Source organism: Aurantibacter crassamenti, assembly GCF_016811105.1.
GTDB lineage: Bacteria > Bacteroidota > Bacteroidia > Flavobacteriales > Flavobacteriaceae > Aurantibacter_A > Aurantibacter_A crassamenti.
Genome location: NZ_JAFBGM010000001.1, coordinates 531,965 through 548,558 on the forward strand (window position 1 = coordinate 531,965; position 16,594 = coordinate 548,558).

The 16,594-nt window shown below is 33.6% G+C and carries 14 protein-coding genes; all 14 read left to right on the forward strand.

The window, feature by feature from the left end; translation table 11 throughout:
* Nucleotides 1-3 precede the first annotated feature (3 nt).
* A complete protein-coding gene (locus JQC67_RS02285) occupies nucleotides 4-1,056 on the forward strand; it encodes a VWA domain-containing protein (RefSeq protein WP_203251243.1) in 1,053 nt (350 codons plus the stop codon).
* 2 nt (nucleotides 1,057-1,058) lie between these two features.
* Nucleotides 1,059-1,919: a tetratricopeptide repeat protein gene (locus JQC67_RS02290; protein ID WP_203251244.1), complete on the forward strand. Its 861-nt coding sequence runs from the start codon at nucleotides 1,059-1,061 to the stop codon at nucleotides 1,917-1,919.
* Nucleotides 1,920-1,924: 5 nt separating this feature from the next.
* Nucleotides 1,925-3,703: a BatD family protein gene (locus JQC67_RS02295; protein ID WP_203251245.1), complete on the forward strand. Its 1,779-nt coding sequence runs from the start codon at nucleotides 1,925-1,927 to the stop codon at nucleotides 3,701-3,703.
* 48 nt (nucleotides 3,704-3,751) lie between these two features.
* Nucleotides 3,752-4,519, forward strand: a complete 768-nt coding sequence (locus tag JQC67_RS02300) for an SH3 domain-containing protein (RefSeq protein ID WP_203251246.1) — start codon at nucleotides 3,752-3,754, stop codon at nucleotides 4,517-4,519.
* Between the two features lie 61 nt (nucleotides 4,520-4,580).
* On the forward strand, nucleotides 4,581-4,883 hold the full coding sequence (locus JQC67_RS02305) for a hypothetical protein (RefSeq protein WP_203251247.1): 303 nt from the start codon (nucleotides 4,581-4,583) through the stop codon (nucleotides 4,881-4,883).
* A gap of 71 nt (nucleotides 4,884-4,954) precedes the next feature.
* Nucleotides 4,955-6,547: a SulP family inorganic anion transporter gene (locus tag JQC67_RS02310; RefSeq protein ID WP_203251248.1), complete on the forward strand. Its 1,593-nt coding sequence runs from the start codon at nucleotides 4,955-4,957 to the stop codon at nucleotides 6,545-6,547.
* 46 nt (nucleotides 6,548-6,593) lie between these two features.
* Nucleotides 6,594-7,409 carry a universal stress protein gene (locus JQC67_RS02315; RefSeq protein WP_203251249.1) on the forward strand — a complete coding sequence of 272 codons (816 nt, stop codon included), beginning with the start codon at nucleotides 6,594-6,596 and terminating at the stop codon, nucleotides 7,407-7,409.
* A gap of 30 nt (nucleotides 7,410-7,439) precedes the next feature.
* Complete coding sequence (locus JQC67_RS02320; protein ID WP_203251250.1) at nucleotides 7,440-8,069, forward strand: carbonic anhydrase family protein; 630 nt, start codon at nucleotides 7,440-7,442, stop codon at nucleotides 8,067-8,069.
* A 176-nt stretch (nucleotides 8,070-8,245) separates the two neighbouring features.
* Nucleotides 8,246-10,111, forward strand: coding sequence for a SulP family inorganic anion transporter (locus JQC67_RS02325; protein WP_203251251.1), 1,866 nt, complete (start codon nucleotides 8,246-8,248; stop codon nucleotides 10,109-10,111).
* A gap of 116 nt (nucleotides 10,112-10,227) precedes the next feature.
* Nucleotides 10,228-11,247, forward strand: a complete 1,020-nt coding sequence (pheS, locus tag JQC67_RS02330; protein WP_203251252.1) for a phenylalanine--tRNA ligase subunit alpha — start codon at nucleotides 10,228-10,230, stop codon at nucleotides 11,245-11,247.
* Between the two features lie 10 nt (nucleotides 11,248-11,257).
* Nucleotides 11,258-11,653, forward strand: coding sequence for a hypothetical protein (locus JQC67_RS02335; protein ID WP_203251253.1), 396 nt, complete (start codon nucleotides 11,258-11,260; stop codon nucleotides 11,651-11,653).
* A 106-nt stretch (nucleotides 11,654-11,759) separates the two neighbouring features.
* Entirely contained in the window at nucleotides 11,760-12,242 is a 483-nt protein-coding gene (locus tag JQC67_RS02340; protein WP_203251254.1) for a GbsR/MarR family transcriptional regulator, read from the forward strand.
* A gap of 78 nt (nucleotides 12,243-12,320) precedes the next feature.
* Nucleotides 12,321-13,403 (forward strand): efflux RND transporter periplasmic adaptor subunit, encoded by a 1,083-nt coding sequence (locus tag JQC67_RS02345; RefSeq protein WP_203251255.1) that lies wholly within the window; start codon nucleotides 12,321-12,323, stop codon nucleotides 13,401-13,403.
* Nucleotides 13,404-13,440: 37 nt separating this feature from the next.
* Nucleotides 13,441-16,587, forward strand: coding sequence for an efflux RND transporter permease subunit (locus tag JQC67_RS02350; protein WP_203251256.1), 3,147 nt, complete (start codon nucleotides 13,441-13,443; stop codon nucleotides 16,585-16,587).
* Nucleotides 16,588-16,594: the final 7 nt, after the last annotated feature.

Consider the following 16,594-nt stretch of genomic DNA (forward strand, 5'->3'; position numbering starts at 1 on the left):
CAGATGTCGACAATACAATTAGACGAAAAAATTTATTTCTACCTGCTTTTCATCATTCCGGTGTTAGTGGTGCTTTTTGTGCTACTCCAAATCTGGAAAAAGAGAACGCAGCTAAAATTTGCTGATTCGTCTTTATTAAAAAAATTAACGCCTAATAAGTCTAGTTTTAAAGCTACTTTAAAACTAATTCTTCTGCTTTTAGGTCTAGCAGCGTTGACATTAGGTTTAGTCAATCCAAAAATTGGCACAAAACTTGAAACTGTGAAACGCGAAGGCGTAGATATCGTATTTGCTATTGATGTTTCTAAAAGTATGTTGGCAGAAGACATTGCGCCAAACAGATTAGAAAAGGCAAAACGTTTAGTTTCTGAAATTATCAATCAATTGGCAAGCGACCGAATTGGTATAATTGCCTATGCAGGTCAGGCGTATCCGCAATTACCAATAACCACAGATTACGGAGCAGCAAAAATGTTCTTGCAGAATATGAATACTGATATGCTAACTTCTCAGGGTACAGCAATTAATGCTGCAATTGATTTAGCAAGCACCTATTATGATGATGAAGAGCAGACCAATCGCGTGCTTTTTATAATATCAGATGGTGAAGATCATTCAGAAGGCACTACACTAGATGCAGTAGAAGAAGCAACCGAAGCAGGTATTCGCATCTTTACTATAGGTGTTGGCAAAACTAAGGGCGCACCAATACCTATTAAACGAAAAGGTGTTGTAGAAAGCTTAAAGAAAGATAATAAAGGTGAAGTAGTTATAACCAAACTCAATCAAGAAATATTGATTGATATTGCCAAAGAAGGTAATGGTGAATATATTGACGGATCTAATACCGAAGAAGCTGTAAATTATATAAAAGATCAATTATTGCAAATGGATAAAAAGGAATTTGAAGCGAAACAGTTTGCTGAATACAAAGACCAGTTTCAATGGTTTTTAGCAGCTGGGTTGTTATTTTTATTTCTTGATATTTTTGTATTAGATCGAAAAACAGAATGGCTTAGAAAATTGAATTTATTCAACGAAAAGCAAAGTTCATAAGTATGAAATTTAAACTGATATACATCTTTCTGTTTCTGGGGTTGACGCTTTGTGCGCAAACTGAAGAAGATATTGAAAAAGAGAATGCTAAAGATTTAGCAGAATCTACCAATATTACGTGGGAAGGAAATAAGAAAATCTCAGAAGAAAATTTTTTAGAAGCTGAAAAAGATTACCGCAGAGCAATTTCTAAAAGCGATAAAAATGTAGTTGCTCCTTTTAATTTAGGTAATGCATACTATAATTCAGAAACCTATAGTGAAGCTTTTGGAAGGTTTAAAGAAGCCGGAGAAAAGTCTGAAGATAAAACCGAAAAACACAAAGCCTATCATAATATGGGCAATGTTTTTATGAAACGCAAAGAATATGAAAAGGCTGTAGAAGCGTATAAAGAAGCCCTTCGTAATAATCCAAAAGACGAAGAAACACGGTACAACCTAGCCTTGGCAAAAGAAATGCTTAAAAAAGAGCAAGACGAACAGAAGAACGACGACGAAAATAAAGACAACAAAGACCAGGACGACAAAAAAGACGATCAAGAAAAAAACGAAGACAAGAAAGACGACGGAGATAAAAAAGAAGACGAGGGAGACAAAGAAGAGGAAAATAAAGATCAGAAAGACGAAGGCGATAAAGGCGACGAAGAAAAAGAAGATAACAAAGAAGGTGAGGGTGATAAAAAAGAGGAACAAGATCAAAAGCCTGAAGAACAGCAACAACAACCTCAAAGACCAAATCAGTTATCAAAACAACAAATTCAAAATCTGCTAGACGCTATGCAGAATGAAGAAGATAAAGTTCAAGAGAAAATTGACGCCCAAAAAGTAAAAGGTGTCAAAGTAAAGAATGAAAAAGATTGGTAGTTCAAATGAAAAGCAAAAATTACATAGTACTTTTTCTTTTTACCATTTTGTCATTTGCGTTAAAAGCACAAGACAAAGAGGCTATAACCTTTGAGCTAAAAGTTAGCAAAAACAAGCTTGGCATTAATGAGCGTATTCGCGTTGATTTTTCAATGAACAAAGACGGTGATAATTTTAATCCACCTGATTTTCAAGGTTTTAAAGTTCTCATGGGGCCTTCACAGTCAATAAGTTCATCTTGGATAAATGGCGTAAGAAGTTATTCAAAGACCTATTCGTACACCTTGGCTCCTATTGCCCAAGGCACATTTACCATAAAACAAGCAACTATTGTTATTGACGGTAATATCTACAAGTCTTTGGCACAGAAAATAGTGGTAGGCCCAGCGGTGGACAAGCCAAGCGACCAAATGACGGCGCATGATGTAGCTGATGAAAGTCTTCATTTAGTAGCAGAGGTTTCTAATGGTAGTCCGTACATGAATGAGGCCATCACTGTAGTGTACAAATTATACTTTGGGCAACAGATAGGTATTTCTAATTACAGACCATTAGATAATCCAACGTATAATAATTTCTGGAGTCAAGATATACCAATTAAAAGGTTGAACGCTCAAAATGGAACTTATGATGGTAAACCATTTCGATATGTAGTTTTAAAGCGAGTTGTATTATATCCGCAGAAATCAGGCAAGTTGGAGATAGAACCTTTATCTCTTGAAATCACCGCAGATGTACCTACACAAAAACGTGATTTTTTTGGAGGAAGAATATATTCACAAGCCAATAAAACTGTATCCGCAGGAAAAAGAACAATAAATGTAAAAGCGCTTCCAGAAAACGGAAAACCAGCAAATTTTAATGGTGCAGTTGGTGATTTTGATTTTAAGGTAACAACCAGCAAAACTGCACTTAATGCTTCAGAATCTTTACAAGCTACTGTAGAGGTAAGTGGTAAAGGAAATCTAAAATTATTCAAGTTACCAGAACCAAACCTTCCTAGTTCATTAGAAGTTTATGAACCAGAATTTGACGAAAATGTACGCACTACTATAGCTGGCATGCAAGGTAAGGTGGCAAATAACTATACAATAGTTCCCGCTTACAAGGGCAAGTATCCAATACCTAGCATTTCATTTAGTTATTTCGATCCAACTACTAAAAAATACAATACAATTAACTCAGATGAGATCCTCATTGATGTAATTTCAGGACCATCAAGTGGTAGCGCAAACAATAATGGTTCAGTTTCTAATACCAAACAAACAGTAACCGCTGCCAGTGATCAATTTGCATTTATTAAGTTGAATTCTAATTTAGTGCCCATTGGTGCTACAACTTTTTTCGGAAGTAATTCTTTCTATTTATGGTGGCTACTGCCATTATTATTGATTCCTATTGCAATTATATTCAGAAAAAAACTAGATGCTTTGGCTGGTGATGTTGAAGGCAATAAGATTAGAATGGCTAATAGGTTAGCTAAGAAATATCTTTCATCTGCTAAAAAAGCCTTAGGTAATAAAGAGGCATTTTATGTTGCTCTAGAAAAAGGGTTGCATAATTATTTAAAGGCCAAATTAAAACTTGAAACATCTGAGTTCAGTAAAGAAAAAATCAATGATTTATTGATTGAAAAAAATGTAGATGAAGCAACTATTGAACGTTTTATTAGCTTATTGAAGAATTGCGAAATGGCACGTTATAGTCCGTTTTCAGATGTTCAAATAAAACAAGATTATACAAACGCTAGTGAGGTGATGTCTTATTTAGACAAACAACTATAATAAAGATTAAGGTTAGATTTTATTTTCTAATTTTTGAAATATTTAAAAGTGAAAAAAGAGAATTTCCTATTAATACTATTATTGATATTTTTTGAATTGAATGCATTCGCACAAAACGAAGCATTATTCAAAAAAGGAAATGATGCCTATAATGAAGGAGATTTTGTAACGGCTGCAGATCAATATTTAGCCATCTTAGAAAAAGGAACACATTCAGCAGAATTATATTTTAATCTTGGTAACGCTTATTACAAACTAAATCAAATTGCACCAAGTATTTATTATTATGAGAAAGCCTTGGTTTTAAAACCTAATGACAGTGAAATAATAAACAATTTGGCTTATGCTCAAAACATGACCTTAGATGCAATAGAAACACTACCAACAACAGGTCTCAAAAATCTTTACAAACAGTTCACCGAAATTCTGAATTATGACCAATGGGCTAAAATAGCGGTGTTGTTTATGATTCTGTTTGTTTTATTATACATCGCATTTTACTTCTTTAGTTATTCTACTCGAAAACGGATTGCTTTCATTAGCAGTTTAATTGCATTAGTCTGCTCTGTTTTAGCCGTTGTATTTGCTTACATAGAGTTTGATGATTTTAACAAAAACAACCCCGCAATAGTATTTGTTAAAGAAAGTCAAGTGAAAACAGAACCCAATGACAGAAGTCAACAAGCCTTTATTTTACATGAAGGCACCAAAGTAAATGTAATTGGCAGTTTAGATGATTGGCAAGAAATTAAACTTTCAGACGGTCAAACCGGCTGGATTTCTTCTGAAAATATAAAACTAATTAAAGATTTTTAATAATTTCTTAACAGCGAAATTTGTCTTAAATTATATATTTGCAGCTTAATTTAAATTTTCTATGTCTAAATCGCAAATGCATGTTATATTGTTATCTATATGGCTCTTTGCTATTACGGCACCGTCTATAATCACATTACTTACAGACGGAAATAAATCACCCATTACCTTAAATTTAAACGAAGAAGAACAACAAGAACAAGTAAAAAAATCACAGGCTAAAGAGAAAATTGTAAATGAAGATTATTATGATTTATCATTAATCAATTTTTCGAATGATTCGAAATTAGCTGATTTTTACTTTTTAGGAACTTTAGATTATACTTCAGAAGTAATATCCCCTCCACCAGAATATAAGAGTTAGTCCTTAGTATTTTATTTTTTTATGACTAACAAGTCTTCTAGCATACTACAGAAGACATAACATTATTTATCATGTTTAAACATTTAAAAAGCGACCTTCCCGCAAGTGTCGTAGTATTTTTTGTTGCGCTACCATTATGTTTAGGTATAGCGTTAGCCAGTGGAGCACCATTATTTTCGGGACTAATTGCTGGTATAGTAGGTGGAGTTGTTGTAGGTGGCCTTAGTGGCTCCAAAATTGGTGTAAGTGGTCCAGCTGCAGGTTTAGCTGCAATTGTTTTAACCGCTATTGGTGCCTTAGGTGGTTATCAAAACTTTTTAGTAGCCGTAGTTTTAGGTGGAATAATTCAAATATTGTTTGGTCTATTAAAGGCAGGTGTAATTGGTTACTATTTTCCATCTTCAGTAATTAAAGGAATGTTAACCGGAATCGGAATAATTATTATTCTTAAACAAATTCCACATTTCTTTGGTTACGACCCCGATCCAGAAGGTGATTTTGCTTTTTTTCAAGTTGATGGTAAAAACACTTTTTCTGAAATATTAGAAACCGTAAACAATATTAGCCCAGGTGCTACTTTGATAGCTGTAATAGGCCTAGCAATATTGTTGCTATGGGATAAGGTACTTTCTAAAAAAGGCAAAATATTTCAACTTGTTCAAGGGCCATTGGTCGCTGTAGCAATAGGAATATTATTCTTTATTCTTACTCAAAATCATGAAGTTCTAGCGATTTCTTCAGATCATTTAGTAAGTGTACCCGTTCCGGAAGATGCAGCCTCATTTTTTGGTCAGTTTAGTTTTCCAAATTTTAGTGCAATTACAAATGTAGAAGTGTGGATTACGGCTTTTACAATTGCATTGGTAGCCAGTCTTGAAACATTATTATGTGTAGAAGCAACTGACAAATTAGATCCAAACAAAAATGTAACCCCTACAAACCGCGAATTACTAGCGCAAGGAGCAGGTAACATAATTTCGGGTATGATTGGTGGATTACCAATTACCCAAGTAATTGTTCGTAGTTCGGCAAATATACAGTCGGGGGGTAGATCTAAATTATCAGCAATAATTCACGGATTTTTATTACTTATTTCCGTGATTCTAATTCCAAGGATATTAAATATGATTCCCCTTTCGGTTTTAGCTGCCATTCTGTTTATCGTAGGTTTTAAATTAGCGAAACCAGCTTTATTTAAAAAAATGTACCAATTAGGCTGGAAACAATCCATACCATTCTATGTAACCGTTTTTGGAATTGTCTTTACAGATCTTTTGGTAGGTATTAGTTTAGGTCTTGCTGTTGGTATTGTTGTTATTCTTCTAAAAAGCTATCAAAACTCACATTTTCTCCATATAGAAGATAAGAGTAATGGAAAACATAGAATAAAAATGACCCTAGCTGAAGAAGTTACCTTTTTTAACAAAGGTGCTATACTAAAAGAATTAGACAGTTTACCTAGAGACACTTACCTAGAAATAGATATTTTAAAAACTAGGTATTTAGATAACGATATTATTGAAATATTAGAAGACTTTAGTTTTAAAGCCAAAGAACGAAACATTGATATTCAATTAATATCTAAGCGTGGTGTAGTTGAGAATCCACCTAGTTTTATTGGGTTTTTCGAGGAAAGACCTAAATCTAAATTGAGTTTAAGTTAAAAATGGTAATTAAAATATACCGCTTGTAAACAAAAATGAAAATATCATGAAAAACAACAAATATAAAATAGTAATATTCACCGATTTAAAAGATTCGGTGAATACTACCCTAATAAGCGCCATCAACTTTGCAAAAATGGTAAATGGTGAAATAGAAATTTTCCATATTAAAAAAGCCATAGATATTGTAAAAAAAGAAAGTCAATTATCTGCCATACGCAATCTTAACAGTGAATATGTAGGTGCTGAAAAAAAAATAAAATCTATTGTAAAGCAGTATTCAAAAGATTTTAATATTCCGCTTACCTATTCATTCGCAATTGGTAACATAAAAAGTGAAATTTCATCCTATATCGATGAAAAAAAACCAGATATAATTGTATTAGGAAAGAAAAAATATAAAATATTAAATAGAGTTAAACTTAATTTAATTCAATTTATACTGAAGAAACATAATGGCCCAATATTCATTACAGATAATGAAAAAGTACTGGAATTAAACCATGATTTATCTTTTGGTTTAATAGATGAATTAGAACCATATACAAACCTTAACTTCGCCAAAGAGGTACTTCAGAACAGCAAAAAGCCAATTAAATCTTTTAAAATTATCGAAAAGTCAAATACTACGATAGAATCCAACACAAAACACAGCAAGGATGCAATCGAGTATGTATTTGAAAATAACGATACATCCATACAAAATATCTCTAACTACATTTCAAAGAGTAATATAAACCTACTTTGTGTCAATAGAGGAGAAAATAAAAACAATAAAATGAGCAAAAACATTTCTACTCCTAAGAATATTAACGATATTCTAAGCAATATTAATGTTCCTGTTCTTTTAATGGGTCAATAAAAATTATTAATATTTAAAAAATATAGAATTATGAAAGCACATACAAAAGAAACGCAGGCAACAATGACCCCTGAAAAATCGTTGCGATTTTTGAAGGAAGGGAACCAACGTTTTCAAGACAACTTAAAAGCCAACAGAAATCTTTTAGAGCAAGTAAATGATACAAGTGAAGGGCAATTCCCTTTTGCAACTATTTTAAGTTGTATCGATTCACGAGTTTCTGCAGAACTTGTTTTTGATCAAGGTTTAGGCGATATTTTCAGTGTGCGAATCGCTGGTAATTTTGTTAATGAAGACATTTTGGGTAGTATGGAATTTGGATGCAAACTAGCTGGCACCAAATTAGTTGTGGTTTTAGGCCATACAAGTTGCGGTGCAATTAAAGGTGCTTGTGATCATGCACGTTTAGGTAATTTAACTGCGCTTATTAACAAAATAGAACCAGCAGTAGATGCTGTTATAGAACCAAAGGATGAAAGTTTAAGAAACTCGAAAAACTTAGATTTCGTTGATGAAGTTGCTGCAAAAAATGTAGAAATGACTATTGCAAATATTAGGAAAAATAGTGCTGTATTAGCTGAAATGGAAGAAAAAGGTGAAGTTCTAATTGTGGGTGCCATGTACGACATATCTACAGGTGCTGTTGACTTTTACAACTAACGTTCAAAATAACTTCTTCGATTCTAAAAAAACCGATGTAATAACATCGGTTTTTTCAATTTATAAAGTAAATAAACACATATAACTAATAGTGGTATTAGTCTCTGTAAAAACCTGATTTTTAAAAATCTAAGCAAAAATTACTTCCATCTAAATTAAATTATTATTTTAAACATATGAAAAACTTATTCTCGAATTTAAAAGGAGACTTATTTGGAGGTATCACCGCGGGTATTGTAGCATTACCCTTAGCATTAGCATTTGGTGTGAGTTCGGGTCTAGGCCCAAGTGCCGGACTTTACGGAGCAATTTTTGTTAGCTTTTTTGCAGCCATGTTTGGGGGCACCAATACTCAAATTTCTGGTCCTACTGCGCCAATGACTGCGGTAAGCATGGTTGTAATTGCCGGAATTGTTGCTCTAAATGATGGAAATATTGAACAAGCTCTGCCTGCCATATTAATTGTTTTTATGCTTGCCGGTTTAATGCAAATTGGATTAGGCCTATTAGGTATAGGTAAATACATCAGATATATTCCATATCCAGTAGTTTCAGGTTTCATGACCGCCATTGGTGTCATAATTCTAGTAACTCAAATTTTACCAGCTGTTGGATATTATCCAAAAGAAGATGTAGAGTTCGTGAATCAATTTAAACCACATGCTGAAGAAATTATTCTTGACAATATTTTAAAAGAAGAAGCAGGTGAAGGTATATTGGTTTTAGAAAACTTTGAAGAAACCATAAAACGTGCAAAAGAAATTACAGAAGCTGATATGCTAAAAGAAGCACAAACTTTGGCAAAATCAGAAGCTTCTGGCGTATTAGGGTCAATAAAAGTATTACCCCGTGCCCTTCAAAATATCAATTGGCTAGAACTGGCTCTTGCTTTAGCTACGATAATTATTATTTATGGTTTTAAACGAATAACAACAACAATACCAAGCACCTTAGTTGCACTCGCGGTAGTCTCTGGTGTTGCATACGGTTTTGGACTTGATTATCGCCCAATTGATGAAATTCCTAGTGGATTCCCAATTCCTAATCTAGGAATATTTACCCAATTTGATTTAGGTTCGATATCACCCTACATATTTACCGCCTTAACCTTAGCTCTTCTAGGTGCAATAGATTCATTATTAACCTCGGTAGTAGCAGATAACATGACCAAAACCAAGCACAAACCAAATCAAGAATTGGTCGGTCAAGGTATTGGTAATACTATAGGAGCAATTTTTGGTGGTATTCCAGGAGCTGGGGCAACTATCAGAACTGTTGTAAACATTAATGCTGGTGGTAAAACCAAATTATCAGGTATGGTTGCAGGTATTATGCTACTTATTATTATGATGGCACTTGCACCAGTTGCATCACAAATTCCAGCAGCAGTATTAGCAGGTATTTTAGTTACAGTGGGTATCGGAGTAATGGATTATAAAGGTCTGAAAGCTATACCTAGCTTACCAAAAGATATTAAATTGGGTCCTTTAAAGTTAAGTTCTGAGGTGCTTATTATGCTTATAGTGCTGGTTCTTTCATCTGTTTGGAACTTAGTATATGCCGTTGGTATTGGTCTTGTTATTGCGTCATTAATGTTCATGAAAAAAATGGGCGACTTAACAGCAGAACGTTCTGATGTTAAGAGTTTAGAAAAAGAAAAAGCATGGGCTGATGAATATGATTTTCCGCAAAACTTAAGAGAAGAAGTTTTTATAAAGCATCTAAAAGGTCCATTATTTTTTGGTTCTACAAGTGATTTTCAAGCGCTAGCAAAACAAATTCCAAACACTGCTTCAACTGTTATCATTCGAATGGATCGAATGCAGTATATGGATCAATCTGGGCTTTATGCTTTAGAAGATGTATTAATTGATTTGAAAAAATCTAATATTAACATTCTTTTTGTTGACGTACTTCGTCAACCAAGATATATGATGGAGCGTGTAGATATTATTCCGGATCTTATTCCTGAAGAAAATATCTTTGAAACATTTGCCGATTGTATCACATGGATCAAAAATAATGTAAAAGACAAGTTCTAATTATCTAACTTATTAGTAAGGCTTAGCCTAGTAGACTATTTTGTTATAGTTCTATTAGGCTAAATTGTTTCAAGTACTGAGAGAAAAGTGATAAATTTGCCCCTTAGCTAACTGTTATGATTGAAACTATAAAAGAACATATTGCTGAGGTTGAAAAGTTCAAAGCAGATTCAATTGAAGCTGTAGAAGTTTTTCGTATCAAATACCTAGGTAAAAAAGGGCTATTAAATGACTTCTTCGCAGAATTCAAAAATGTGCCAGGCCCTCAAAAAAAGGAGTTTGGTCAAACAATCAATCAGCTAAAGCAAGCTGCTACTGAAAAAGTAAATATTCTAAAGAACTCATTAGAAAAATCTTCAGAGCAAAAAAGTATTTACGGGGATCTTACTAGACCCGGAGAAGCCCTAGAAATAGGAGCACGCCATCCGATATCAATAGTTAAAAACCAAATAATTGATATTTTTTCACGCATTGGTTTTAATGTTTCGGAAGGACCAGAGATAGAGGATGATTGGCATAATTTTACGGCTTTAAATCTACCTGAACACCATCCGGCAAGAGATATGCAGGATACTTTTTTTATTCAAACAAATCCTGATGTATTATTACGAACGCATACTTCTTCAGTACAGGTTCGTTATATGGAAGAAAACAAACCTCCAATTCGTACAATATCTCCTGGTAGAGTATATCGAAATGAGGCTATTTCGGCACGTTCACATTGTTTTTTCCATCAAGTTGAAGGATTATATATAGATAGAGATGTTTCGTTTGCAGATTTAAAACAAACACTTCAGTTTTTTACGACAGAATTATTCGGAAAATCTAAGATTCGTCTTAGGCCTTCATATTTTCCGTTCACTGAACCAAGTGCAGAAGTAGATGTTTATTGGGGGTTAGAAACAGAATCTGATTACAAAATTACGAAAGGTACGGGCTGGTTAGAAATTGGTGGTTGCGGTATGGTTGACCCTAATGTTTTAACAAATTGTGGTATTAACCCCGAAACTTATTCAGGTTTTGCATTTGGTGTTGGTATTGATAGAATTGCCATGTTATTACATCAAATTACCGATATTAGACTACTTAGCGAAAACGATGTCCGGTTTTTAGAGCAATTTAAAAGTGCCCTTTAGTTAGATTCATATGAAAAAGGACATTGAAATACCTATAGCGAAAGAGGTTAATGTTGTTCTTGTTCATGAATGGAATGATGAATTTCTTGCAAAAGAATGGAATGCCTATATTATAAATAATAGAACCTCAACCATTGAAATGGTACTAATAGTATCAAAAGGTTTTGATGAAGACCGAGAAACTTCAACAATGCGGCATTCAATCAATTCATTGCCGGAAAAATCTTTTAAAAAAATAGAATTAGTTCAAGAAGAAGTGTTAGCATTGAACAATGAGTTTTTTGTTACCTTTTTTGCTGACGAAAAATTATTTGAAAAACGCTTTTTATTTTTAAAAAATACTGTCACAGAGAAACATCTGCAACATATTCCTATAATAGACAGAGAAGGCGTTATAGCCCAATAGCAAAGTATTTTAACAAAATCTAAACACTCTTTAAGAAAATTTAAGTTCTTTTAGTTTTTTTGTTACCGAACTAATCGTATTTTTGTCCTCTCAATTTTCAATTATCATGAATAAAGAAGAGAGCAAAAAAAATTTAATAGAGGAATTAGGTATTCATATTGAGAACGAATATTCATTACCTCCTTTGGCAGCAAGAATCTTTGCTAACCTAGTAATTACTGAAGAAATAGGCCTAACTTTTGAAGATTGCCTAATAAAAAGAGGTGCAAGTAAAAGCTCCATTTCTACAGCCTTAAATCTATTACAACAAATAGGTTTTATTAACTATACGACAAAATCTGGAGATAGAAAACGCTATTTTAAAGTTGCGGAGAAAGACTCATTTTTTTTAAATAAATTGAATCAATCTCTTAAAAAAATAGAAAATGAATGTGAAATTATAAAAAAGATTTCTGATTATAATCAAAAATTCAACTCTGAAAAACATGAAGAAAACAAAAAGAAAAAACAAATCTATTTAAATTGTTTAGAAGAAACTCGTGAAGTTTACAGAAAAACAATTGCCGACTTAAAGAATCATTTGGAATAATTTTTTGTTCATTTGGTTCGTTTTATACCGAACATTCAGAATAAATTAAACCTTAATATAAAAACAACAATCATTATAATGAAAACATATTCAATAATAGGATTATTAAGCATAGGGTTGCTTTTGAGCTCTTGTTTCGGAACAACTGATAAACCCACTGTTGGAGGTTCTACCCCACCTGCTCCCAATTTGAAAGTAGTAAAATTGAAAAAACAAGATTTAACTGTTTATAACGAATTCGCTACGACTTTAGAAGGAAAACAAAATGTAGAAATATGGCCTAAAGTTTCTGGTTTTGTTCAAAACATATTTGTTGAAGAAGGTCAAAAAATTAAAAAAGGACAACTACTTTTTAAATTAGAAACTCAAACTTTAACTCAAGATGCCAATGCTGCACAAGCGTCGGTAAATGTAGCACAAGTAGAGGTAGACAAACTTAAGCCTTTAGTCGATAAACAAATTATTAGTGCGGTCCAGTTAGAAACTGCAAAGGCTCAACTTGAGCAAGCAAAATCAAATTATCAGAGTGTTATTTCAAACATCAATTACTCGCGTATCACAAGTCCAGTTGATGGTTATATTGGCGAAATTCCTTATAAAATAGGGGCGTTAGTTAGCTCTAATATGACTAAACCTTTAACTACTGTTTCTGATGTTAGTGAGGTACGTGCCTATTTCTCTATGAGTGAAAAAGAACTTTTGAATTTCAAGAGTTTAATTCCAAACAATGATAATAGTCAAATGAATATTGAGCTATTACCTAAAGTGACACTTATTATGGTTAATGGTGAAGAACATCAAAAATTAGGTAAGATTGCTATGATAAATACAATTATTAATAGTACTACCGGAAGTGTAACTGCAAGAGCAGATTTCGATAATAAAAATAATGTTTTAAGTAGCGGTAGTACTGGCAAAATAAAAATTCCAACAAGATATAAAGCTTATGAAATTCCACAGGTTGCTACAGTAGACCTACAGGGTAAGAAACTTATATATGTTTTAAACAAAGACAACTCTGTTTCAACTATGCCAATAAATATAACTGCGAACACCCAAAAGGGATTTATCGTTGAAAATGGAATAGAAGAAGGCACTTCAGTTGTACTTGAAGGTGTTAGCAAATTAAAAGACGGTATGGTTATTAACCCAACCTTATAGCTGCCCATATTTATCTTAATTTTTTAAATAGAAAATAATGTTTCAAAAATTTATAGATCGGCCTGTATTGTCAACAGTCATATCGATCCTTATAGTAATTCTAGGCGTTTTAGGGTTAACAACCTTACCTATAGAGCAATATCCAGAAATAGCACCACCTACTGTACAAGTACAGGCTACCTATACTGGAGCAAATGCAGAGACTGTTCTTAATAGCGTAGTTACGCCATTAGAAGAACAAATCAATGGTGTTGAAGACATGTTATATATGACATCAACGGCTAGTAATGATGGTGCTGCAACTATCAACGTCTTCTTTAAACTAGGAACTAATCCAGACATTGCCGCAGTAAACGTTCAGAACAGAGTGGCACGCGCCAACAGTGTTTTACCTCAAGCTGTTGTTCAAACTGGTGTGATAACACAGAAATCACAAACAAGTGCGCTAATGTTCTTTTCATTGTTTTCGGACAATGAAAATTATGATGCAACATTCGTTGAAAATTATGCACGAATAAATTTAGTTCCCAAATTACAACGTATAGAAGGAGTTGGTAATGTAACTGTTTTCGGGGCTAAGGACTATTCTATGCGCATATGGTTGAACCCAACAAAAATGGCAGCTTATAAGCTTGTGCCAACTGATATTCAAAATGCACTAAGAGAGCAAAACCTTGAGGCTGCCACTGGTAAAATTGGTGAAAATGCCGATGGTATTTATGAATACGTGCTCAAATATAAAGGTCGCCTTTCACAAGAATCTCAGTATGAAGATATAATAATTAGAACCGAAGAAAATGGCCAATTTTTACGACTTAAAGATGTAGCAGAAGTAGAATTGGGCGCATTTAATTATGGTACAAAAAACCAAGGTATGGGTAAACCCGGTACGGCAGTTGGAATATTTCAAACCTCTGGTTCAAACGCTAACGATATTATTGATGCCATTCAAACTATACTAGAGGAGAGTGAACAAAATTTTCCTAAAGGAATAGATTATGTTATTCCCTATAACACTAAAGATTTCTTAGATGCCTCAATAGACCATGTTATTCAAACATTAGTTGAAGCTTTTTTATTAGTTTTTATTGTAGTATTCTTATTTCTACAAGATTTCAGGTCTACCTTAATTCCTGCTATTGCGGTTCCTGTAGCTATAATTGGTACCTTCTTTTTTCTTTCACTTTTTGGCTATTCTATCAATATGTTAACGCTTTTCGCGATGATTTTAGCCATCGGTATTGTTGTAGATGATGCTATCGTTGTGGTTGAAGCAGTACATGCCAAAATGGAAGAAGGTGCTAGTAACGCCAAAATAGCAACTAAATCCGCCATGTCAGAAATCTCTGGTGCTATTATTTCTATTACACTCGTGATGTCTGCAGTATTTATTCCAGTATCCTTCATTAGTGGTTCATCGGGAGTATTTTATAAACAATTTGGTATTACATTAGCAATTGCGATTCTCATTTCAGCGGTTAATGCCTTGACTTTGAGTCCGGCTTTGGCAGCACTTTTATTGAAACCTCATAACACATCTGAAGAAAAGAAAAAAGGAATCACCAAACGCTTTTTTAGTGCATTTAACACAGGTTTTGATGCAATAACCAACAAATATATTGGGTCTGTAAAATTTATTGCAAAGCGAAAATGGATAACGGTAGTTTCACTTATATTATTTACAGCTGTTACTATTGTACTATTCAAAACAACACCTTCTGGATTTATTCCAAATGAAGATAGAGGACTTGTTTTTGCCGATATAGGCTTACCTCCAGGCACTACTTTAGAACAAACACAAAAAACTGTACAGAAATTAGATTCCATTTATGATTCAATGGATATTATCGAATCAAGAATGAATGTTGTTGGTTTTAGCCTTTTAAATGGAGTTAATGGTGGCTCGTATGCCTTTTCGGTACTTCGCCTAAAAGATTGGAGCGAAAGAAAAGACCCATCACAATCGGTTGACGCTGTAGTGGGAGGACTTTTTGGAAAAACTTCAAGTCTAAAAGACGTTAATGCCTTTTTCTTTACACCTCCGAGTATACAAGGTTTTGGTAACTCTACAGGGTTTGAAATGAATCTACAGAGTAAAGACGCTGACAACTGGCAAACCGTTGGCAAAACCACAAATGAACTTCTAGCCGCATTAAATGCCAGACCAGAAATTAAATATGCTATTACGCAATTCAATCCTAATTTTCCGCAATACGAATTGGAAGTAGATATTGAAAAAACAAAAACAGCTGGTTTAGCTGTGACGGATGTTCTTAATGCCATGCAAGGTTATTATGGTGGATTGTACACAACCGATTTCAATAAATTCGGCAAACAATATCGTGTAATGATTCAGGCAAAACCTGAAGATCGAGCAGATGAGAATTCACTCAATCAAATTTTTATAACGAACAAAAATGGTGAGTCTGTAGCAGTTTCACAATTCGTTTCACTAAAAAAGATATATGGTCCAGAAATTGTGAGTAGGTTCAATTTATTGAGTTCCGTTAAAATTAATGGCGCAATGAATCCTGGGTATAGTACAGGTGATGCAATTAAAGCAATTGAAGAAGTTACCTCAGAAGTGCTGCCCACAAATTATACCTACGAGTACTCAGGTCTTACAAAAGAGGAAAACAGTGCCGGCAGCCAAACTATTATCATATTTATTTTGAGTTTGGTATTTGTCTATTTCTTACTAAGTGCACAGTACGAATCATATATATTACCCTTTGCAATATTATTGTCTTTACCAGTTGGTATTGCCGGTGCTATTGGCTTTGTTAGTATTGCAGGTTTAGAGAACAACATCTATTTTCAAATTGCCTTAATTATGCTTATTGGTTTACTGTCTAAAAATGCAATTCTTATTGTAGAATTTGCATTGCAACGTAGAAAGCATGGCATGTCGATTATTGACTCTGCAATTGATGGCGCAAAGGCGAGACTCAGACCTATATTAATGACTTCATTCGCATTTATTCTAGGGCTAATGCCATTAGCATTGTCATCGGGCATAGGAGCTGTCGGTAATAAGTCTATAGGTATGAGTGCAGTTGGGGGAATGTTAATAGGAACAATCTTTGGAGTATTTGTTATTCCGGCATTGTATGTCATTTTTCAAACCATGCAAGAGCGTATAACTGGCGCTCCACAAACAACAATTGAAGAAACACAGAACTAAAGAAATC

Excerpts from the sequence above, each read along its gene's own strand:
- JQC67_RS02285 (WP_203251243.1), top strand. The coding sequence starts at position 4 with ATGTCGACAATACAATTAGACGAAAAAATTTATTTCTACCTGCTTTTC.
- JQC67_RS02290 (WP_203251244.1), top strand. The coding sequence starts at position 1,059 with ATGAAATTTAAACTGATATACATCTTTCTGTTTCTGGGGTTGACGCTT.
- JQC67_RS02295 (WP_203251245.1), top strand. The coding sequence starts at position 1,925 with ATGAAAAGCAAAAATTACATAGTACTTTTTCTTTTTACCATTTTGTCA.
- JQC67_RS02305 (WP_203251247.1), top strand. The coding sequence starts at position 4,581 with ATGTCTAAATCGCAAATGCATGTTATATTGTTATCTATATGGCTCTTT.
- JQC67_RS02310 (WP_203251248.1), top strand. The coding sequence starts at position 4,955 with ATGTTTAAACATTTAAAAAGCGACCTTCCCGCAAGTGTCGTAGTATTT.
- JQC67_RS02315 (WP_203251249.1), top strand. The coding sequence starts at position 6,594 with ATGAAAAACAACAAATATAAAATAGTAATATTCACCGATTTAAAAGAT.
- JQC67_RS02320 (WP_203251250.1), top strand. The coding sequence starts at position 7,440 with ATGAAAGCACATACAAAAGAAACGCAGGCAACAATGACCCCTGAAAAA.
- JQC67_RS02325 (WP_203251251.1), top strand. The coding sequence starts at position 8,246 with ATGAAAAACTTATTCTCGAATTTAAAAGGAGACTTATTTGGAGGTATC.
- pheS (WP_203251252.1), top strand. The coding sequence starts at position 10,228 with ATGATTGAAACTATAAAAGAACATATTGCTGAGGTTGAAAAGTTCAAA.
- JQC67_RS02335 (WP_203251253.1), top strand. The coding sequence starts at position 11,258 with ATGAAAAAGGACATTGAAATACCTATAGCGAAAGAGGTTAATGTTGTT.
- JQC67_RS02340 (WP_203251254.1), top strand. The coding sequence starts at position 11,760 with ATGAATAAAGAAGAGAGCAAAAAAAATTTAATAGAGGAATTAGGTATT.
- JQC67_RS02345 (WP_203251255.1), top strand. The coding sequence starts at position 12,321 with ATGAAAACATATTCAATAATAGGATTATTAAGCATAGGGTTGCTTTTG.
- JQC67_RS02350 (WP_203251256.1), top strand. The coding sequence starts at position 13,441 with ATGTTTCAAAAATTTATAGATCGGCCTGTATTGTCAACAGTCATATCG.